We start from the raw sequence: 19700 nt of genomic DNA on the forward strand, positions 1-19700 counted from the left end.
CCGGGGGCAGGGCCGCACGCGCGGACGATTCCGACGTGGCCGCCCGCCGCACTACGAAGTAGGCTTACAAAAGTTTCAGCAGTATCCAGAGCGTCCAGGCCGATCCATCCGTGGGTCCTTCACGGCCTGTACCGGCGCTGACAAGTTGACGAGGCAGGAAATTTGACCGGTAACGCGACGTTCCGACATGACAACACGGCCTTGCTCGCCGTCACGAGTGTGGAGGCGCCGGTAGTCGTCAGTTCCGCAGAGTTCGACGAACGGCTGGCTCCCAGCCTGAAGAGGCTCCGCCTCTCCAAGCGGCTCCTCGAGCGCGTGGCAGGCGTCACGGAGCGGCGCTGGTGGTCCCCCGGGTCCGACTTCGACGACGCCGCCATCGAGGCGGGTGCCAAGGCGATGGCCGAGGCCGGGATCGAACCGGGTGACGTGGGCCTGCTCATCAACACCTCGGTGACCCGGCGGAACCTCGAGCCGTCCGTCGCCGTGAAGATCCACCATTCCCTGGGGCTCCCCTCGTCGGCCATGAACTTCGACCTGGCCAACGCGTGCCTGGGCTTCGTCAACGGCATGACCCTGGCCGCGAACATGATCGATTCGGGGCAGATCAAGTACGCCCTGATCGTCGCCGGTGAGGACGCCCAGCGGACGCAGGAGGCCACGTTCCGTCGCCTCAACCGCGAGGATTCGACGCGCGCGGACTTCCTGGCCGAGTTCGCGACCCTCACCCTCGGGTCCGGGGCCGCTGCGGCGGTGATCGGCCCCGCCGACCTGCACCCCGGCTCGCACCGCATCCTCGGCGGGGTGTCCCGCGCCGGGACGCAGCACCACGAGCTGTGCGTGGGCGGGATCGACGGCATGTACACCGATACCAAGGGCCTGCTGGACGGCGGCCTGGAACTCGTGGTCACCGCGTGGCACGAGGCGCAGGCGGACGGCTGGGCGTGGGACGCCATGGACCGCTACGTCACGCACCAGGTGTCGAACTCCTACACCAACGCCATCATCAAGGCCGTGGACCTCGAGCGTGAGCGGGTCCCCATCACCTTCCCGCACTGGGGCAACGTGGGGCCGGCGTCACTGCCGATGACCCTCGCCCAGGAGGCGCAGTCGCTGACCTCCGGCGACCGTGTGCTCTGCCTCGGCGTCGGCTCGGGCCTGAACACCTCGATGATGGAGATTGCGTGGTAGCACTCCCCGGCGTCGATCCCTCGTGGTCGGCGTACCTCGATGTGCCCTCGACCAGTGGGGCCGATGAGCCGGGGACGACCCACCGCTGGCACTACCTGGACAACGGGGCAGGCCTCGCCGGGCCCGCCAAGGGTACGCTCCTGTGCGTCCACGGCAACCCGACCTGGTCCTACCTGTGGCGGACCTTCCTGGCGGCCGGGCTCGATGCCGGCTGGCGCGTGGTCGCGGTGGACCAGCTGGACATGGGCTACTCGGACCGGACCGGCGCGTTCCGCCGCCTCGAGCACCGGATCACGGATCTCGGGGACTTCGTCGCCGCCGCGGGCATCACCGGGCCCCTCGTGACGGTCGGCCACGACTGGGGCGGCGTCGTCAGCCTCGGCTACGCGGACCGCCATCGGGCGGACCTGGCCGGCGTGATCCTGACCAACACGGCGATCCACCAGGACGGCGACCGCCCGATCCCGGCGCCCCTCCGGCTCGCCCTCGCGCCCGGGGTCCACAGACTCGGCACCCGGACCACGAGTGCCTTCCTCGACGTCACGCTCGCCCTCGCCCGGCCCGCTCTCGACCGGGACGTCCGCCGCGCCTTCCGCGCCCCGTACCGTTCCGCGGCGGATCGCCAGGGCATCGCGAACTTCGTCTCGGACATCCCCGCCGATCCGTCCCACCCCAGCTACGCGGCACTCACCGCGACGGCGGAGGGCATCCGCAGCCTCGACGTCCCCGTCCTGATGATGTGGGGCCCGCATGATCCGATCTTCTCGGACACCTACCTGGAGGACCTCGCCGGCCGGCTGCCGCACGCGGACATCCACCGCTTCGAGCACGCGAGCCACCTCGTGCAGGAGGACGCCGACACGGCGTCGACCGCCATGGACTGGCTCTCCGCCCGCTCGGTCGGCACGGGTGCGCCCCCGGTCGACGACGCCCGCTCGACGGAGGCCGCGCCCTACGTGCCGCTCGGCCGGCGCCTCGGGGAGCTTGCCGGCGGTCCGGAAGGTCCGGCGACGGCCGTCGCCGAGATGACGCCCGCCGGTCCCCCACGCACCCTGACGTGGCGGCAGCTGGACGACGACGTCGCCGCCGTCGCCGCGGGCCTGACCGCGCTCGGGCATGGTCCCGGCACCCGGGTCAGCCTGCTCGTCCCGCCCGGCGTCGACCTCACGGTCCTCATCTACGCGTGCCTGCGCATCGGTGCGGTGATCGTCGTCGCGGACGCCGGCCTCGGCGCCCGCGGCCTCAGCCGAGCGGTCAAGGGCTCGGCGCCCGATGTCGTCATCGGCATCGAGCGGGCCCTCCTCGCCGCCCGCGCCTTCGGCTGGCCCGGCCGCCGCATCAGCGTGGGCACCCTGCCCGCGGCGAAGCGGAAGGCGCTGCGCGTCGAGGCCTCCCTGGGGGACCTCCGGGCGGCCCGGCGGACGGCCGACGTCCCGGCACCCGCGCCCGATGCCGACGCGGCGATCCTGTTCACGTCCGGATCCACCGGCCCCGCCAAGGGCGTCGTCTACACGCACCGGCAGCTCTCCGCGATGCGCGACGCCGTCGAGCACACCCTGGGACTGGGACCCGGCACCGCGCTCGTCGCCGGCTTCGCGCCCTTCGCCCTGCTGGGGCCCGCCCTGGGGGCGACGTCCGTGACACCGGCGATGGACGTCACGGCCCCCCGCACCCTGACCGCGCAGGCGCTGGCGGACGCTGCCGCCGCCATCGACGCGACGGTCGTCTTCGCCTCGCCCGCGGCCCTGCGGAACGTGCTCGCGACGTCGTCGGCCCTCGACGCGAGCGGGAGGCGCGCCCTCGCCCGGATCACCCTGCTGCTCTCGGCCGGTGCGCCCATCCCGGTCCCGCTCCTCGAGTCCGTGCAGGGCCTCGTCCCGGCCGCCGCCCTCCACACGCCCTACGGCATGACGGAATCCCTCCTCGTCGCGGACATCGACCTCGCCGGCATCCGCGCGGCCACGGCGTCTGACGCCGAGGGTGCCGGGAACGGCGTGTGCGTGGGCCTGCCCGTCCACGGGACCCGCGTGGCCCTGAGCCCGCTCGACGGCACCGGCGCGGCGACCGGCGAGCCGACCACCACGCCGGGCGTCACCGGCGAGATCCTCGTCGACGCCCCGCACGTCAAGGACCGCTACTTCCGGCTGTGGAGGACCCAGCAGGACGCGGCACGGACGGCGCCCTGGCACCGCACCGGCGACGTCGGGCACTTCGACGCCGAGGGGCGCCTGTGGGTGGAGGGCAGGCTCGGCCATGTCCTCACCCCCGCCCCCGGCGTGCTGACGCCCGTCGGACTCGAGCAGGTACTGGAGGCGCTCGACGGCGTCCGGCTGGCCGCCGTCGTCGGCGTGGGCCCGGCAGGCACCCAGGCCGTCGTCGCGGTCCTCGAGACGGAGGCGGGAGGCCGTCCGCGCCTCGCCGACGCTCCGCTGGCCGCGGACGCCCGCTCCGCCGCGCGCGCGCACGGCGTGGACCTCGCAGCCGTCATCACCGTCCCGGCCCTGCCCGTGGACGTCCGCCACAACGCGAAGATCGACCGGGCCGGCGTCGCGGCGTGGAGCGGCCGCTTCCTCTCGGGCGGGCGGGCGGGCTCGCTGTGACGGTCCTCGTGACCGGCGCGAGCGGCATGCTCGGGCGCGCCGTCGCGCAGCACCTCGTCGCCGAGGGCCGGGAGGTGCGATGCTTCCAGCGCCGCCCGTCCGGCGTGCCGGGAGCGCAGGACGTCCTGGGCTCGGTCGAGGACCCGGACGCCGTGGCCATGGCGGTCCGGGGGTGCGCCGCGGTGGTCCACCTGGCGGCGAAGGTCTCCTTCACGGGTGCCGCCGCCGAATTCGACCGCGTCAACGTCGAGGGCACGCGGCGCCTGCTCGACGCGGCGCAGGACGCCGGCGTCACCGACGTCGTGTACGTCTCCTCCCCCTCGGTCGCCCACGACGGGACGTCCCTCGTCGGCGCTCCGGCGGGCCCCGCCGACCCGGCTCACGCGCGGGGCGACTACGCGCGGACCAAGGCGGCCGCGGAACTGCTGGCCCTCGCCCGCTCCACCCCGGCCTTCCGCGTCGCCGCGGTGCGGCCGCACATCGTCTGGGGCCCCGGTGACACGCAGCTCGTCGAACGCGTGATCGACCGCGCCCGGCACGGCCGCCTGCCGTTGCTCGACCACGGCACCGCACTGATCGACACGACCTACGTCGACAACGCCGCGTCGGCGATCGTCGCGTGCCTGCGGCGTATCGACGCCGCCCAGGGGCAGGCCTTCGTCGTCACGAACGGTGAGCCGCGCCCCATCGCGGAGCTGCTCGGCGGGATCTGCCGCGCCGGCGGGGTGGCACCGCCGGCGTGGTCCGTCCCCGGTGCACTCGCGCGCGGGGCAGGAGCCGTGATCGAGCGCGCCTGGCTCGCCTCCGGCCGGACGGAGGAACCGCCCATGACCCGCTTCCTCGCCGAACAGCTCTCGACGGCGCACTGGTTCGACCAGCGGCGCACCCGCACGGTCCTCGACTGGGAGCCGGACGTCGGCATCGACGAGGGCTTCGAACGGTTGGCCCGGCACTACTCGCGCTAGGGTGCCCGCGGGCCGCGGTCACGCCTCCCGTGCGGCCAGGACCTCGAGGTAGTGCGGATTGTGCATGAGCCCGAGCACGTTGCCGAACGGGTCCACCACGGACGCCGTCGTGAAGCCACCGGTCCCCCGTTCCGTCACGGCCTCGTATTCGGTGGCGCCCAGCCGGAACAGCCTGTCCAGAGTCCCGGCCAGGTCGTCGACGTGCCAGAACATGACGGCGCCGCCCGGGCCGAGGGAGGCACCCGACGGCCCGTACCTCCGGTCGATGAACCCGAGTTCGTCCTCGTCGTCACCCACCCGGAACTCGAGGTAGGCGGGAGGGGCGGGTGGCTGCGGGAAGGCGTAGTACGGCGGGATCCCCAACAGCTCCGTGTACCAGTCGCGGGCTGCGGAGAGATCGTCGGCGTAGAAGGTGATCGTGGCGAATCCTCGAAACATCGGTGCTCCTTCGGGTAGGCGTGACCCGCCGGAATGTACACCCGAAGCCGGGTACGGCAAAGGGCGGGATGCACAGCATCCCGCCCTTCCGTGGCGCTGCCGGCGTTCGCCGCCGGCGGTTCGCTCTAGCGCGTGTAGTAGCCGTCGACCGCCATGGCGTTGACCGAGTGCACCTGCGTGCCCTGCGAGGGGTTCAGAGCGCTGATCATCTGGCCGTTGCCGAGGTAGATCCCGACGTGGCTGCCGCCGTTCTGGCTCACCAGGTCACCCGGCTGCGGGTTGCTGGTGGGCGTCATGGCAGCGAACTGGGCCCAGGTGGTGCGGGGCAGGCTGATGCCCTGCTGCGCGTAGACCCACTGCACGAAGCCGGAGCAGTCCCAGGCACCGAAGGAGGTGCCGCCGTACACGTAGCTCGAGCCCTTGCCCTGCATCGCCGTTCCGGCGATACCGGCGAGCGATCCGGAGGACACCGGCGCGATCGAGGCTGCGGACTGCGTGCTGAGGCCCGTGGAGTTGCCCGCGGAGGTGAACGTGGACGTGACCGCGGGGCTGCTCGCGGGCACGGCCTGCGGGGCGTACTGCTGGGGAGCGGCGGAACCGCTCAGCGAGATGGCCTGGCCGGGGTAGATGACCGAGCTGTACCCGAGGCCGTTGGCCGCGAACACGGTCTCCAGGCTCACGCCGTGGGAGGACGCGATGCTGCCGAGGGTGTCGCCGGCCTGGACGGTGTACGTGCCGGCCGCGGCCGTGCTGACCGCTGCCTGCTGCGGGGTGTCGATGGCGATCTCGCCGGCCGCGCTGGCCGGGAGTGCCGCGCCGAACAGGAGGCCGGAAGCGGCGACGACGACCGCGGCGGGCTTGCCGGCCACGGACGCACTCGCGCTGACGGCGCGGGAGGCGGTGACGAGGGGGTTGATGCGCGTCGGGACGGCCCGGTGGCGCGCGATATGGCTCTTGGACATGCTGTTGCCTTTCCCAATGCCTGCGAAGTTAGCTGTCGGGTTCGGATGGGACATCCGGACATGCACCTGCTGACCATCGCCCCCAAGCTGGTCAACGCGTGTCTTAACCCCTAGGACTCGTGATCGAGCCCGCTACTGGTTCCCCCGCCCCTGTCGAATGGTTTGTGCGAACGGTCCATCCTCATCGACAGGGTTCGGCAGAAAGAGGATGGGCGCCCCTCCGTGCTGGAGCGAGCGCGGGATCAACGGTACGTGAGGGGCCGTGGATTGTCACGTTTGGATCACGAGGGGAATCTCACACGGGCGGTGCCGGGCGGGATCAGACCCGTGCGTTCCGCGGCCTGGGCTGGCAGTGCGGGCAGAGGTAGGAGGAGCGGTTCATGAAGGACTCCCGGCGCACCAGGGTCTCCCGGCCCTCGGACGCGCAGCGACGGCACGGCCGGCCGGCCCGGCCGTACGCCTGGAGGTCCCGCGCGAAGTAGCCGGACGCACCGTTGACGTTCACGTACAGCGCGTCGAAGCTCGTGCCTCCCGCGGCCAGCGCCCGGGTCATGACGTCGGTGGCCGCCTCGAGGATGCGTGCAGTGTCCGGGCGTCGCAGGGTGTCGGTGGGGCGTGCGTAGTGGAACCTGGCCGCCCAGAGGGCCTCGTCGGCGTAGATGTTGCCGATGCCCGAGACGAGCCCCTGATCGAGGAGGGCGCGTTTGAGCCCGGTCCGGCGCTCCCGGATCCTCCGGTGGAAGGATTCGGGGCTGAAAGCGGGGTCGAGGAGGTCGCGCGCTATGTGGGCGGCCTGGTGCGGGACGAGCGGCAGGCTCTCCCGCCCCAGTCCTCCCGGGTGCCCGTCCGGCGTCGGCTCCAGGTCGGCGAGGAACATGCCTCCGAAGATGCGCTGGTCCACGAAGCGCAGCTCGGCCGGCAGCGGGACGCCCTCCTCGTCGAGGGCGGCGGAGAGGGTCAGGCGGACCTTGAGGTGTTTCTCCCGCGGTGCGTCGGGCTCCTCGATCAGGAGCTGGCCGCTCATCCCGAGGTGGGCCATCAGCGCCACTCGGGCAGGGCCGCCGTCGGGGTCGTCCAGCACCATCCAGAGGAACTTCCCGCGCCGCACCACGTCGGTGACGCGTGAACCGGTCACGTTCCCGATGAAGTCCTCGACGCCGTCGACGTGCCGCCGGAGGGACCGGGCGTCGAGGACCTCCACGGCCTCGATGGTGCGTCCGGCCACCCAGCGGGCGAGGCCGCGGCGCACGACCTCCACTTCGGGCAGTTCGGGCACTCAGGACCCGCCGGCGGCGTCGTGGGCGGGGTCTCCCGTTCCGGGGAAGGAACCGGCGCCCTCGGTGAGCAGCGCCCAGGAAGCGGCCGCGGCCGCCTGCTCGGCCTCCTTCTTCGAGGGTCCGTGTCCGGAGCCGTACTCGATCCCGCCGATCACCAGGCGCGCGGTGAAGGTACGTGCGTGATCGGGGCCCGTGCCGTCGACCCGGTAGTCGATGAGCCCGAGCCGCCGGCCGGCCGCGGTCTCCTGGATGCGGGTCTTCCAGTCGGTGCCCTCGCCGAGGACGGCGGAATCGCGGAGCAGGGGGCCGATGAGCCGCATGACCATCGCGCGCGCCGTCTCGATGCCGTGGCTGAGGTACGCCGCACCGATGACCGCTTCCATGGTGTCGGCGAGGATCGATGCCTTGTCCCGCCCGTTGGTCAGCTTCTCGCCCTGTCCGAGGAGCACGTAGCTGCCGAGATCGAGGGTGCGTGCGACTCCCGCCAGTGCCTTGGTGCTGACGACCGCGGACCGCCGTTTCGCGAGCTCGCCCTCGGACAGGCCTGGATTGTCCCGGTAGAGGGCATCGGTGACCGCGAGGCCGAGGACCGAGTCGCCGAGGAACTCCAGCCGCTCGTTGGTCGGGATGCCGCCCTTCTCGTAGGCGTAGGACCGGTGCGTCAGGGCAAGACGAAGCGTCCCGGTGTCGATATCGACACCGAGACGCTTCGTGAGTTCTTCAGTATTCTTCACAACCGCATCAGCTGCTGCATCGGACGGAGGCCCGCCGGTGCGTGCACGCGGCGGGACGGATCCGGTGTCAGACGTCGGCTACCTTGCGGCCCTTGTACTCCAGGAACAGCGGGGTGCCGGCCGAGTCGGTGACAACCTTGGCCTGGTGGGCGAGGCTGTAGGTGACGCGACCGTTCTCGATGGTCTTGACCAGCTTGGGGGCGGTTGCCTTCCACTGGGACCGGCGTGCACGGGTATTCGCGCGGGACATCTTCCGCTTCGGGACAGCCACGGCTAACTCTCTTCTCTCTCGTCTGACTCTGACTTGGGTGCCGCGTCATGCTCGGCGGCGGTGCCTGTCAGCCCGGCGAGGGCTGACCAGCGAGGGTCCAAAACTTCATGGTGGTGGTCCGGATCGTCGTTGAGCCGGGCTCCGCATTCGGAGCACAGTCCCTTGCAATCCTCCCGGCACACCGGCTGGAACGGCAGCGACGTTACCACTGCGTCCCTCAGCACGGGTTCCAGATCGACCGAATCGTTCTCCACCCTGTGCTGTTCTTCGTCCTCTTCCACCGACAGCGACTCGGAGTCGCTGTAGAAGAAGAGCTCCTGGACATCCACGTCGTGCTCGTACCGCAGTGGCTCCAGGCAACGGCCGCACTCGCCGGTTACCTCGACGTTCGCCGTACCCGACACGAGGATCCCCTCGTGCACGGACTCGAAGCGCAGGTCGAGTTCCATGTCGGAACCTTCCTGCACGCCGATCAGGGCGACGCCGAAATCCTTCGGGGCCGGTACATGTTCTTCGATTGTCCGCATGCTTCCCGGACTGCGTCCGAGATCCTTGACGCTGAACGTCAGGGGCGAACTGAGATCGCTTTTAATGGTGACTCCTGTAGAACATATGACCGACGTACCATCCTACCCTGATGATCCGGGCAGGCCCAAAACGCCCCCGGGGGCCACGCCTGCGCCACTCAACCCTCCGGGCGCAGGCGCGCGAGGACGGCGTCCGGGACGAAGGCCCCGATGTCCCCGCCGAGCCCCGCGACCTCCTTCAGCAGCGTGGAGGAGACATGCGCGAACTCCGTGCCCGTGGGCAGGAACACCGTCTCGACGTCGGCCAGGTGCCGGTTCATGGTCGCCATGGGCAGCTCGTAGTCGAAGTCGAGGCCGGACCGCAGGCCCTTCACGAGCGCCGCCGCACCGTGCTCCCTGCAGAACTCGGCCACGAGCCCGGCGCCCATCGGCCGCACCGTGACACCGGGCAGGTGGGCGAGGCTCTCGGAGCAGAACGCGAGGCGCTCGTCGATCCCGAACCGGTACTTCTTGGCGTAGTTCGTCGAGACGGCGACGATCACCTCGTCGAAGAGACGGCTGGCCCGGCTGATGACTTCGATGTGCCCGTTGTGGATGGGGTCGAAGGACCCGGGGCAGACGGCGCGGCTCATACCCCCACGGTACCGAGTCCGCCCGCCCTGCGTCGTCGTGCCCCGCGCGGGGCGGGCGGGGCGGCAATACTGGTGTCATGACGACAGACGCGCACACCGCTGCCCCCAGGAGCACGGCACCGTGGTCGAGGACCGCCCGCGGGGCGAACCTCCTCGGGAGCGACGGCCGGCTCGGCATCACGATCTTCGAGGAGGTGACGGCCCTCGCGCAGAAGCACGCCGCGATCAACCTCGGCCAGGGGTTCCCCGACGAGGACGGACCCCGGGAGATCCTCGACGCCGCACGGGCCGCCATCGCCGACGGCGCCAACCAGTACGCGCCCGGCCAGGGACTCGCCGTCCTGCGGCACGCGATCGCCGCCCACCAGGAGCGGTTCTACGGGCTGACGGTGGATGCGCAGACCGAGGTGATCGTCAGCACCGGCGCCACCGAGTCGATCGCGGCCGCCATCCTCGCCTTCGCCGGGCCCGGCGACGAGGTGCTGACCTTCGAACCCTTCTACGACTCCTACGGCGCGGTGATCGGCCTCTCGGGTGCCACCCACACCACGGCGCCGCTGCGCGCGCCCGACTTCCAGCCGGACGCCGCCGACCTCGAGGCCGCCTTCAGCGAGCGCACGAGGATCGTGGTCGTCAACAATCCGCACAACCCGACGGGCAGTGTGTTCAGCCGGTCGGCGCTCGAGCTCATCGTGCGGCTGGCCGCGCGCTACGGCGCCATCATCGTGACCGACGAGGTGTACGAGCACCTCACCTTCGGGATTCCGCATCTTCCCGTCGCCACCCTGCCGGGAGCCGCGGAGCGTACCCTGACGATCTCCTCCGCCGGCAAGACGTTCTCGGTGACGGGGTGGAAGATCGGCTGGCTCAGCGGCCCCGCGGACCTGGTGGCCCAGGTGCGCACCGTCAAGACGTTCCTGACCTACACCTCGGGCACACCGTTCCAGGGTGCCGTCGCCCTGGGTCTGGGGCTGCCGGACACGTACTTCTCGGACGCCGCGGCCACGCTGCGCAGGAAACGGGACCTTCTGGGTGAGGGCCTCCGCGCGGCCGGCTTCGATGTCTTCGAGCCCGAGGGCACGTTCTTCACCATGGTCGACGCCGCCCCCCTCGGGATCGAGGACGCGACCGACCTCGCGCGGCGCCTGCCGGAGCTGATCGGCGTCGCGGCGATCCCCGTGGCGATGTTCTGCCACGAGGAAGGCGCCGAGCGGACGCGCTCGATGCTGCGCTTCGCCTTCTGCAAGAAGTTCGACGTCATCGAGGAGGGCGCACGGCGCCTCGGCACCCTGCAGGCGCGCGTATGACCGGGACGCCGGACCCGGGACCCGCCGGCGACGCGGCCGCCGAGCTGGAGCCCGAGGTCCCGACCCGCTGGCTGCCGGCGGCGGGCGCCTACGCCGAACTCGACGAGGACGCCCACATCGAGGGCGCACTGATCCTCAGCATCGCGGGCGCACAGCAGTCCCATGTGGACCTGCTCCACCCCGAGCGGGTCTTCTACGAGTACCTGCAGCGCATCTGCAACGTCATCGACCTGGTGGGAGAACCCGGTGCACCCCTGCGGGTCCTGCATCTCGGCGCCGGCGCGCTGACCCTCGTCCGCTACGTCCAGGCCACGCGTCCCGGGTCGCAGCAGACCGCCGTCGACCTGGACCAGGCGCTGATCGACTTCGTCCTCGACGCCATGCCGCTACCGGACGGGACCACCTGCGACATCGTCGTCGGCGACGCTGCGGACGCCGTGCTCGAGCAGCCGGACGACGCCTTCGACGTCGTCGTGCTGGACATCTTCGCCGGGGACGACGCTCCTGCCCACCTGACGTCCGAAGGCTTCGCCGCGCACCTTCTGCGGGTCTGCGCCGGGGACGGGGTGGTCCTGGTCAACGTCGGCGACGATCCTCCGCTCGCCTTCGCGCGCGCGCAGAGCGGGCAGCTCGCGGCGCTGGCCCCCGCGACGGCGGTGCTGACCGAGGCCGGCATGGTGGATGGCTCCCGGGCCGGCAACGTGATCGTCGCCGCACGCCGGAAGCCCTGGCCGGCCGCCTGGACGCGGGCGCTCCTGGCTGCGGGACCGCACCCGGCCGCCGTCCTCGTCGGGTCCGACCGCGAGGCCTTCGAGCGGCTCCCCCGCCGATAGCGTCCGCCCTCGAGGGACTACGCGGGGCGGATCGGTGGCGCCTTGTCAAGCAGGTTTACCGGTCACGAAGACGCGGTTCGCCTCCTAGCCTTGAATCAGCTTGAGCAGTCGGGCATGGAAGACCTCTGACAGGGGGACCATGACGAAGAGCCACAAACTGGGTGTGACCGTCCGCCTCGACATCGAACTCCGCGCGGCGCGGATGGAGGTCCGTGGATGCCTCACGGAGGAGAACTGCAGGGCCCTCGTCGCCGTCGTCGACCGCACCCTCCGCGTCCTGCAGGTGCCGATGGTGGTGATCGACGCGAGCGGCGCGCAGCACATCGAACGCGAAGGGGTGGACGCCCTGAATCTCTCCGGCATCCTCGGACCGACCGCGCACCCACGCCATGCCGAGCGGACCGGCACCTGCTCGCTGATCGTGCCGGAGGTCCTGCCTCCCTGCCCCTCGCGTTTCCCCCGACCGCACGGCAGCCACCGGGCCCGGTCCGGCGTGCAGCGCCCCGCCACCACCCAATCCCCGTCCCCGTCAGGAGCGCAGCATGACCGCTGAGTACGCAGACTCCACCCTCGCCGCGAAGCCCGCCTCCCCCGCCAGGACGCGGACCAGAGGGCGGGTGATCGTCGAATGGCTGACCACCACGGACCACAAGACGATCGGGTACCTCTACATCATCACGTCCTTCGTGTGGTTCTGCATGAGCGGGGTGGAGGCGCTGGTGATCCGCGCCGAACTGTTCGAGCCCGGGATGCAGATCCTGCAGACCAAGGAGCAGTACAACCAGCTGTTCACGATGCACGGCACCATCATGCTGCTCCTGTTCGCGACCCCCCTGTTCGCGGGCTTCGCGAACGTCATCATGCCGCTGCAGATCGGCGCACCCGACGTCGCGTTCCCGCGGCTGAACGCCCTCGCGTACTGGTTCTACCTGTTCGGCGGGATGATCGTGGGACTCGGCATCTTCACCCCGCAGGGCAGCGCGGCCTTCGGCTGGACGTCGTACCCGCCCCTCGCCAATGTGAGCTTCTCCCCCAGCATCGGCGGGGACCTGTGGGTGTTCGGCCTGACACTCACGGGCTTCGGGACCATCCTCGGCTCCGTCAACTTCATCACCACGATCATCTGCATGCGCGCACCGGGCATGACCATGTGGCGCTTGCCCATCTTCACCTGGAACACGCTGGCGACCTCCGTGCTCGTCCTCATGGCGTTCCCGGTCCTCGCCGCGGCCCTCTTCGCGCTCGGCGCGGACCGCCGCTTCGGTGCCCACATCTTCGACCCCGAGGCCGGCGGTGCCATCCTCTGGCAGCACCTGTTCTGGTTCTTCGGCCACCCCGAGGTGTACATCATCGCCCTGCCGTTCTTCGGCATCGTCTCGGAGATCTTCCCGGTCTTCAGCCGCAAGCCGATCTTCGGCTACAAGGGCCTGGTCTACGCCACCTGGGCGATCGTGGCGTATTCGGTCACGGTGTGGGCGCACCACATGTACGTCACCGGTGCCGTGCTGTTGCCGTTCTTCGCCCTCATGACCATGTTCATCGCGGTGCCCACCGGCGTGAAGTTCTTCAACTGGATCGGCACCATGTGGCGCGGGTCGCTGACCTTCGAGACACCGATGCTGTGGAGTCTCGGTTTCCTCGTCACGTTCCTCTTCGGCGGACTCACCGGCATCATCCTGGCCTCGCCGCCGCTGGACTTCCACGTCTCCGACACCTACTTCGTGGTCGCGCACTTCCACTACGTGGTCTTCGGCACCGTGGTGTTCGCGATGTTCGCCGGGTTCTACTTCTGGTGGCCGAAGTTCACCGGGACCATGCTGAACGAGCGGCTTGGGAAGATCCACTTCTGGATGCTGTTCCTCGGCTTCCACGCCACGTTCCTCATCCAGCACTGGCTCGGCGTCAACGGGATGCCCCGCCGGTACGCGGACTACCTGCCCGAGGACGGCTTCACCGGGATGCACCAGTTCTCCACGATCGGGTCCTTCCTCCTCGGCGCCTCCGTGATCCCGTTCTTCTGGAACGTCTACATCACGTGGAGGCAGGGCAAGAAGGTCGACGTCGACGACCCGTGGGGCTTCGGTGCCTCCCTGGAGTGGGCGACGTCGTGCCCGCCGCCGCGCCACAACTTCGTCTCCATCCCGCGTATCCGCTCGGAGCGCCCGGCCCTCGACCTGCATCACCCCGAACTCATGGCCCGCTTCAACGAGACCAGCCATTCCCCTGCGGGTGCGGCCCTGGGCAGCGCGGACATGGGCGAGCAGGATCCCCGCCAGCCGGATCCGAAGCACTAGGCGATCGCGTGCCTCCGGCCGTGCGGCCCGCCGCCGTCGTCCTCGCCTGCACGGTACTGGCCCTGAGCACCGCCGGGTTGGGCCTGGCGGTCACGTTCCGTGGCCTCGCTCCGTGGAACGGCCTGGCACTGTGCCTGATCGTCGCCGCGCTCGGGCTCGGCTGGGGCGGAGCAGCCCACCTGCGCCACCGACCCGGGAGGCACCCCGTCCGCCGGCGGGAGTGACGGTCGCGGCCCGGAGACGGATGGGCCCCGGCCGTCACCGGCCCATCCGTCCGGGCCCCGCGCGCGAAGTACGTCCACGCGGCCGGTCCGCGCCGCGGCGGTACCCTGTGAGGGGAGCTCTCGTCGGCCGGCCGATGCCGCCAGGAGCTCAGGACACGACAGGGAGGAGGCACCGGATGGCCAGCGCCCTCCCGTACCTCCGCTCGGTCGTCCTCGTCTCGCTGATCCTCTCGGTCTCGTCCGCGTCCCACGTCCTCGCCGCAGGCCACCTACCCGCGCCGGCCGTCCTGCTCCTGCTCGGCGCGCTGCTCCTGGTCCCGTTGATGCTGCTCACGCGGCGTCCCGTCTCGTTCCGCTCCGGCCTCCTGGCGATGGGCGCCGGTCAGTTCCTGCTGCACACCGTCTTCGGGATGACGGCCGTCCCGGCCGTGTGCCAGAGCTCGTCGGCGATGCCCGGGCACCACGCCGCGTTCGAGCTCGCCTGCTCGCCGGCGGTCCAGGATCCGATGGGCGCGGCGTCCGCCGGTCCGGCCATGGTCCTGCTGCACGCACTGGCCGCCGTGGTCCTCGCGGCCGCGGTCTCCCGCAGCGAGCAGGCCCTCGCGCTCCTCCGCGCGTGGCTCCGGCCGCTCCTCGCCCCCGCCACGCCCGCTCCCCCCGCTCCGACCCGCCGCGGGCCCGTACTGGACGGCCCGCCCCCGGTGGCACCCCTGTCCGTGCACGCCTCCGTGCCGAGCCTGCGCGGACCGCCGGAGGCCCTGCTGCCTGCCTGACCCGGAGGGATCCGGGGCATCGGCGGGCACCCACCCCGACGACCCCCGATTCCCCGCTGCTCCGACACCTGCCGCACTGCGGCCCGGAGCGCAGTCCCGAAAGGCACTTCCATGACTTCCTTCCCCCGGCGCGCCCTCACCACCGGCGCCGTCGCCCTGACCACCGCCGGCCTCATGGGGCTCGGCCTCGGCGCCGCGAGCGCCCACGTCACCGTCGCCCCCGCCTCGACCACCGAGAACGGGTACTCGCAGCTCACGTTCAGCGTGCCCAACGAGTCCGAGACCGCGGCCACGAACAAGCTCGAGGTCCAGCTCCCCACCGAGCAGCCGTTCACCTCCGTCCGGGTCAAGCCCGTCGAGGGCTGGACCGCCGAGGTGGTGTCCGGCGCCCTGCCGGAGCCCGTCACCACGGACGACGGCGTGACACTCACCGAGGCACCGCTGTCCGTCGTCTGGACGGCCGACGCGGGCGCGGAGATCTCGCAGCAGGAGTACCAGACGTTCTCGATCTCCGTCGGTCGCCTGCCCGAGGCAGGCTCCACCGTGGTGCTTCCCACCTCGCAGTCCTACACCGACGGCGAGGTCGTCGCGTGGAACCAGGAGGCCGAGGAAGGCGCTGAGGAGCCCGACAAGCCGGCGCCGTCGTTCGTCACCACCGCCGCGGCCGAGGGCGAGGACGCACACGGCGGCTCGCACACGACCGCCGGGACCCCGGAGGCGATCGACGCGGAGCAGACCTCGTCGAGTACGGACGCGGGTTCGGCGTCCGCCGTGGCGTGGGTCGGGCTGGTCGCCGGCCTGCTCGGCCTCGCGGCCGGTGCTGTGGCGCTCGCCAGGACACGACGCAGGGCGTAGTCCCTCCGCCACGGGGCGCGGTACCGGTGCATCCGCCGGTACCGCGCCCCGTGGCGTCCCTGCCCGTGCCCTGTCCCCGCTTCCGCGGCCCCTCCGGGCTCCCGACGGCGGGTCAGGGGACCGCGGGCTCCAGGAACCAGAGGCGCGTCTCCCCGTACTTCTTGTCCGAGAACCGCTCGAGCCAGGCGGGCCAGGCCGGTTCGGGAGACCGCGCGGAGCGCTCGACGACCACGACCGCACCCTCGGACAGCCGCGACTCCAGGGCCGCCAGGACGGCGAGCACACCGTCCTCCCGCACCGTGTAGGGCGGGTCCATGAGGACCAGGTCCCAGGTGATGTCCGGGGCGACGCGGTCGAGGTAGGTCTCGACCTTGGTGCGGTGCACGCGTACCGCCGTCCACCCCAGCACGCGGTTCACGAGGTCCGCGTTGCGCTGGGCGACGGCGGCGGCCCTGTCGGCCGATTCCACGAGGTCCACGGATGCGGCGCCGCGGCTCGCACTCTCGACGCCGAGCGACCCGGAGCCGGCGTAGAGATCGAGGACGTGCGCCCCGTGCACCACGTTGTAGGACTCGAGGCTGGAGAACAGGGCCTCCTTCACGCGGTCGGTCGTGGGACGTGTGCCGTTCCCGTCGACGCTGGTGAGGGTCGAGCCGCCTGCGGCCCCGGAGATGATGCGCGTCATGCTGTCGACTCTAGCGTCCGACCGGGACCGCACCGACCGTCCTCCTAGAGCGGGTAGATGCTTGCGTCCTCGTGCCGGAAACCCACGAACAATCGCAGGCCGGGCGTGATGCCGAGGGCGACGACGTCGGCCGGAGGGACGTCCGCCGCCAGTCCGGCGACGTGCACGCGCACCAGGTCCCCGCGGTGCTCGACGTCGTCGACCTCCGCTCCGATGCGGACCGTCCCGGGCGGGGCCGCTGGGTCCCGCGACACTGTCACGCTGCCCGGACGCACGATGAGGGCGAGCCGGCGATCGGTCGGCAGCGGGTCGGCCGAGGGCACGTCGAGCCCGTTGTCCGCCGTGAAGCCCGTGGACGAGGCGCGGCCGAGCACGAGGTTCAGGCCTGCCAGGCGGGCGCCGAACGCCGTGACGGGTCGCGTCAGGACTTCGGCGGTCGCTCCGGACTCGACGATCCTCCCGCCGTCGAGGATCAGGACGCGGTCGGCGAGCAGGAAGGCGTCGAGCGGATCGTGCGTCACGATGACGGCCGAGCGGCCGGCCAGCACATCGCGGAGCAGGGTGCGGACCGCCGGCGCGACGGCCACGTCGAGGGCGGCGAGCGGCTCGTCGAGCAGCAGCAGCGCCGGATCGGCCGCGAGTGCGCGCGCGATCGCCACGCGCTGCGCCTGCCCTCCGGACAGCTCGGCCGGTCTGCGGCGGGCGAGGTCCCCGGCCCCGACGCGGTCGAGCCACTGCAGGGCCCTGGCGCGTGCCGCAGCGCGGTGCTCCCCCCGGCTGCGTGGACCGAACGCGACGTTCTCGAGGGCCGTGAGGTGCGGGAACAGGAGCGCTTCCTGCGCCAGCAGGGCCACGCCGCGCTGCCGCGGCTCCGTGAGCACGCGGCGGCCGGGACCGACGTCGAAGAGGACGGAGCCGTCCAGCGCCGCCCGGCCGGAGGTGGGGGCGAGCAGCCCGGCGAGCAGGGTGAGCAGCGTGGACTTCCCCGCGCCGTTGGGTCCGAGGACGGCGAGGGTCTCCCCGGGGGCGAGCTCGAACGAGACGTCGAAGCCGCGCTCGGTGAGGGTCGCCGCGAAGGTCAGCCCCATCAGCCGGCCCGGCCCACGGCACCGGCCGGCCGGGATCCCGGAACACCGCTCCCGAGTGGCCGCACGCGGTGCGCGACGCCCACGACGGCCACGGCCACCACGACGAGGATGAGCGACAGCGCGACGGCGGCGTCCGGGTCGGTCTCCCGCTGCAGGTAGACCTCCAGCGGGAGCGTCCTGGTGGTGCCCTCGAGGCTGCCGGCGAAGGTCAGCGTGGCGCCGAACTCGCCCAGTGCGCGGGCGAAGGAGAGGACGGCGCCGGAGACGAGGGCCGGCAGGACCAGGGGCAGGGTGATCCGCCGCAGGACCGTCCAGCGTCCGGCGCCGAGGGTCGAGCCGACCGCTTCGTAGCGGGTCCCGACCGACCGCAGGGCGCCCTCGAGGCTGAGCACGAGGAACGGCAGGGCGACGAAGGCCTGCGCCATCACCACGGCGGTCGTCGAGAACGCGATGTCGATCCCGAGGGCATCGAGGCTGCTGCCGAGCAGTCCCCGCCGCCCGAAGGTGTAGAGCAGGGCGATCCCGCCGACCACCGGCGGGAGGACCAGGGGCAGCAGGACGAGGGAGCGCACGAGCCGCTGTCCGCGGAACGCCGTCCGGGCGAGGACGAGGGCCATCGGCACGCCCAGGAGGACGCATAGCGCCGTCGCGGTGAGGGACGTGCGGAGACTGAGCAGCAGCGCCGCCTGCGCGCTGTCCGAGGTGACGAGCGGGAGGAAGTGCGGCCAGTCGACGCGCAGGCCGAGGGCGACGACGGGCAACAGCACGAACAGGCCGCCGACCACGGCGAGCACCACCACCCAGCGTGGGAGGACGCCCGGGTTCAGGGCGGAGGAGGCGTCAGGGCGCACCGAAACCTGCTGTCCGGAGCACCGCCTGCCCGTCCGCGCCGGCCACGAACTCCACGAAGGCCCGGGACGTCGCCCCCTCCGGGCGGTCGGCGAGCACGGCGACGGGGTAGGTGTTGACGGCGTCGGCCGCCTCGGGCACGGGAATGCCGCGGACGGCGTCTCCTGCCGCCCGCACGTCCGTCACGTAGACCAGCCCCGCGTCGGCTTCGCCGGAGGTGACCTTGCCCAGGACGTCCGCGACGGAGGATTCCTCGCTGGCCGGCGTCAGGTCCACCCCGGCGGACTGCTCGATCATCGCCGCCGCTGCTCCGCACGGGACCTGCACCGCGCAGATCACCGTCTTCACCCCGGGCCTCGCCGCATCCGCGAGGGAGGAGATCCCGGCGGGGTTGTCGGGCGGGACCACGAGCTGGAGGGTGTTGGTGGCGACGTCCACCGGCTCTCCGGCCAGCAGGCCCGCCTCCACCAGCTCGGCCATGGTCTCCGCGTCCGCGCTGGCGAAGACATCCGCGGGAGCGCCCTCGGTGATCTGCGTGACGAGGTCCGAGGAGCCGGCGAAGTTCAGGGAGACCTCCGACCCTGGGTGGGCCTGCTCGAACGCCGCGGCCAGCTCGGTGAAGGACTCCTTGAGGGAGGCGGCGGCGAAGACGGTGATGCTGCCGTCGGCCGCGTCGCCGGTCGTGCCGCCGTCTCCCGCGTCCCGTGTGCCGGTTCCGCAGCCGGTGGCCAGGAGCGCGACAGCGGCGGCGACCACGAGGGAGGGCTTCAGGTCGGGCGCCATGCTCAGGCCTTCCCGGCAGGGGTCTCGATGATGACGGTGGTGGCCTTGACGACGGCGATCGCGACGGACCCCTCCTCCAGGCCGAGGTCGCGGACGGCCTCGCTGCTCATGAGGGACACGACGCGGTGCGGGCCGCACTGCAGCTCCACCTGCGCCATGACGGTGTCGACGATGATGCCGGTGACGATGCCCACGAAGCGGTTGCGGGCGGACCGGCCGATGTCCGACGGGTCACCCGGCAGGACGGCGTTGCGCTGAGCGAGCCGGGCGAGCTCGAGAGCCTCGACGACGGCGCGGCCCGAGGCGTCCCTGCTGCTCCCGAGGATGCCCGCATCGATCCAGCGGCGCACGGTGTCGTCGCTGACCCCGAGGAAGCGCGCCGCATCGCCGATCCGTATCTGCGTCATGAAGAGGA

At 71.7% G+C, this 19700-nt stretch carries 22 protein-coding genes and 1 riboswitch; of the genes, 10 read left to right on the plus strand and 12 right to left on the minus strand.

The window, feature by feature from the left end:
• Positions 1-162: 162 nt before the first annotated feature.
• Genes QFZ50_RS08450 through QFZ50_RS08460 form a run of 3 tightly spaced genes read left to right on the plus strand, consistent with a single transcriptional unit; the run spans position 163 to position 4753 of the window.
• On the plus strand, positions 163-1188 hold the full coding sequence (locus QFZ50_RS08450) for a 3-oxoacyl-ACP synthase III (protein ID WP_307083357.1): 1026 nt from the start codon (positions 163-165) through the stop codon (positions 1186-1188).
• Entirely contained in the window at positions 1182-3788 is a 2607-nt protein-coding gene (locus tag QFZ50_RS08455) for an alpha/beta fold hydrolase (protein ID WP_307083359.1), read from the plus strand. The genes QFZ50_RS08450 and QFZ50_RS08455 overlap by 7 nt, the downstream gene beginning before the upstream one ends.
• Positions 3785-4753 (plus strand): NAD-dependent epimerase/dehydratase family protein, encoded by a 969-nt coding sequence (locus QFZ50_RS08460; protein ID WP_307083361.1) that lies wholly within the window; start codon positions 3785-3787, stop codon positions 4751-4753. Before QFZ50_RS08455 ends, QFZ50_RS08460 begins: the two co-directional genes overlap by 4 nt.
• Positions 4754-4771: 18 nt before the next feature.
• On the opposite strand, the gene QFZ50_RS08465 is transcribed toward QFZ50_RS08460, so the two are convergent.
• The 7 genes from QFZ50_RS08465 to coaD all read right to left on the minus strand — a co-directional run bounded on the left by QFZ50_RS08465 (position 4772) and on the right by coaD (position 9594).
• Positions 4772-5191 carry a VOC family protein gene (locus QFZ50_RS08465; protein WP_307083362.1) on the minus strand — a complete coding sequence of 140 codons (420 nt, stop codon included), beginning with the start codon at positions 5189-5191 and terminating at the stop codon, positions 4772-4774.
• 125 nt (positions 5192-5316) lie between these two features.
• A complete protein-coding gene (locus QFZ50_RS08470; RefSeq protein WP_307083363.1) occupies positions 5317-6153 on the minus strand; it encodes a C40 family peptidase in 837 nt (278 codons plus the stop codon).
• Between the two features lie 2 nt (positions 6154-6155).
• A riboswitch (cyclic di-AMP (ydaO/yuaA leader) is annotated at positions 6156-6332 on the minus strand.
• A 140-nt stretch (positions 6333-6472) separates the two neighbouring features.
• Entirely contained in the window at positions 6473-7429 is a 957-nt protein-coding gene (gene mutM, locus QFZ50_RS08475) for a bifunctional DNA-formamidopyrimidine glycosylase/DNA-(apurinic or apyrimidinic site) lyase (RefSeq protein ID WP_307083364.1), read from the minus strand.
• Complete coding sequence (gene rnc / locus QFZ50_RS08480) at positions 7430-8164, minus strand: ribonuclease III (RefSeq protein ID WP_307083365.1); 735 nt, start codon at positions 8162-8164, stop codon at positions 7430-7432.
• A gap of 67 nt (positions 8165-8231) precedes the next feature.
• Positions 8232-8435, minus strand: coding sequence for a 50S ribosomal protein L32 (gene rpmF / locus QFZ50_RS08485; RefSeq protein WP_087076034.1), 204 nt, complete (start codon positions 8433-8435; stop codon positions 8232-8234).
• A 2-nt stretch (positions 8436-8437) separates the two neighbouring features.
• The gene (locus QFZ50_RS08490) at positions 8438-9004 is read right to left on the minus strand and encodes a YceD family protein (protein ID WP_307086724.1); all 567 of its coding nucleotides are present in this window, start codon (positions 9002-9004) and stop codon (positions 8438-8440) included.
• A 116-nt stretch (positions 9005-9120) separates the two neighbouring features.
• Positions 9121-9594, minus strand: coding sequence for a pantetheine-phosphate adenylyltransferase (gene coaD / locus QFZ50_RS08495; protein ID WP_307083366.1), 474 nt, complete (start codon positions 9592-9594; stop codon positions 9121-9123).
• Between the two features lie 77 nt (positions 9595-9671).
• Between coaD and QFZ50_RS08500 the strand changes: the two genes are divergently transcribed.
• From QFZ50_RS08500 to QFZ50_RS08530, 7 genes are all read left to right on the plus strand, one after another.
• A complete protein-coding gene (locus QFZ50_RS08500; RefSeq protein WP_307083367.1) occupies positions 9672-10901 on the plus strand; it encodes an aminotransferase class I/II-fold pyridoxal phosphate-dependent enzyme in 1230 nt (409 codons plus the stop codon).
• Positions 10898-11734 carry a spermidine synthase gene (locus tag QFZ50_RS08505; protein ID WP_307083368.1) on the plus strand — a complete coding sequence of 279 codons (837 nt, stop codon included), beginning with the start codon at positions 10898-10900 and terminating at the stop codon, positions 11732-11734. The genes QFZ50_RS08500 and QFZ50_RS08505 overlap by 4 nt, the downstream gene beginning before the upstream one ends.
• Positions 11735-11873: 139 nt before the next feature.
• Positions 11874-12287, plus strand: coding sequence for a hypothetical protein (locus QFZ50_RS08510; RefSeq protein ID WP_307083369.1), 414 nt, complete (start codon positions 11874-11876; stop codon positions 12285-12287).
• Positions 12277-14028 (plus strand): aa3-type cytochrome oxidase subunit I, encoded by a 1752-nt coding sequence (ctaD, locus tag QFZ50_RS08515; RefSeq protein WP_307083370.1) that lies wholly within the window; start codon positions 12277-12279, stop codon positions 14026-14028. Before QFZ50_RS08510 ends, ctaD begins: the two co-directional genes overlap by 11 nt.
• 8 nt (positions 14029-14036) lie before the next feature.
• Entirely contained in the window at positions 14037-14252 is a 216-nt protein-coding gene (locus tag QFZ50_RS08520) for a hypothetical protein (RefSeq protein WP_307083371.1), read from the plus strand.
• A 176-nt stretch (positions 14253-14428) separates the two neighbouring features.
• Positions 14429-15025: a hypothetical protein gene (locus QFZ50_RS08525; RefSeq protein WP_307083372.1), complete on the plus strand. Its 597-nt coding sequence runs from the start codon at positions 14429-14431 to the stop codon at positions 15023-15025.
• A 111-nt stretch (positions 15026-15136) separates the two neighbouring features.
• Positions 15137-15880, plus strand: a complete 744-nt coding sequence (locus QFZ50_RS08530; protein WP_307083373.1) for a YcnI family copper-binding membrane protein — start codon at positions 15137-15139, stop codon at positions 15878-15880.
• A gap of 112 nt (positions 15881-15992) precedes the next feature.
• Here QFZ50_RS08530 and rsmD read toward each other — a convergent pair whose 3' ends face one another.
• Genes rsmD through QFZ50_RS08555 form a run of 5 tightly spaced genes read right to left on the minus strand, consistent with a single transcriptional unit; the run spans position 15993 to position 19692 of the window.
• A complete protein-coding gene (gene rsmD / locus QFZ50_RS08535) occupies positions 15993-16565 on the minus strand; it encodes a 16S rRNA (guanine(966)-N(2))-methyltransferase RsmD (protein ID WP_307083374.1) in 573 nt (190 codons plus the stop codon).
• A gap of 44 nt (positions 16566-16609) precedes the next feature.
• Positions 16610-17653, minus strand: coding sequence for a sulfate/molybdate ABC transporter ATP-binding protein (locus QFZ50_RS08540; protein WP_307083375.1), 1044 nt, complete (start codon positions 17651-17653; stop codon positions 16610-16612).
• Entirely contained in the window at positions 17653-18504 is an 852-nt protein-coding gene (locus QFZ50_RS08545; protein WP_307083376.1) for an ABC transporter permease, read from the minus strand. Before QFZ50_RS08545 ends, QFZ50_RS08540 begins: the two co-directional genes overlap by 1 nt.
• Positions 18494-19285, minus strand: a complete 792-nt coding sequence (gene modA, locus QFZ50_RS08550; protein WP_307083378.1) for a molybdate ABC transporter substrate-binding protein — start codon at positions 19283-19285, stop codon at positions 18494-18496. Before modA ends, QFZ50_RS08545 begins: the two co-directional genes overlap by 11 nt.
• 2 nt (positions 19286-19287) lie before the next feature.
• A complete protein-coding gene (locus QFZ50_RS08555) occupies positions 19288-19692 on the minus strand; it encodes a TOBE domain-containing protein (RefSeq protein ID WP_307083380.1) in 405 nt (134 codons plus the stop codon).
• Between the last annotated feature and the right edge of the window lie 8 nt (positions 19693-19700).

This window comes from Arthrobacter agilis (assembly GCF_030816075.1).
GTDB classification, from domain to species: Bacteria; Actinomycetota; Actinomycetes; order Actinomycetales; family Micrococcaceae; genus Arthrobacter_D; species Arthrobacter_D agilis_E.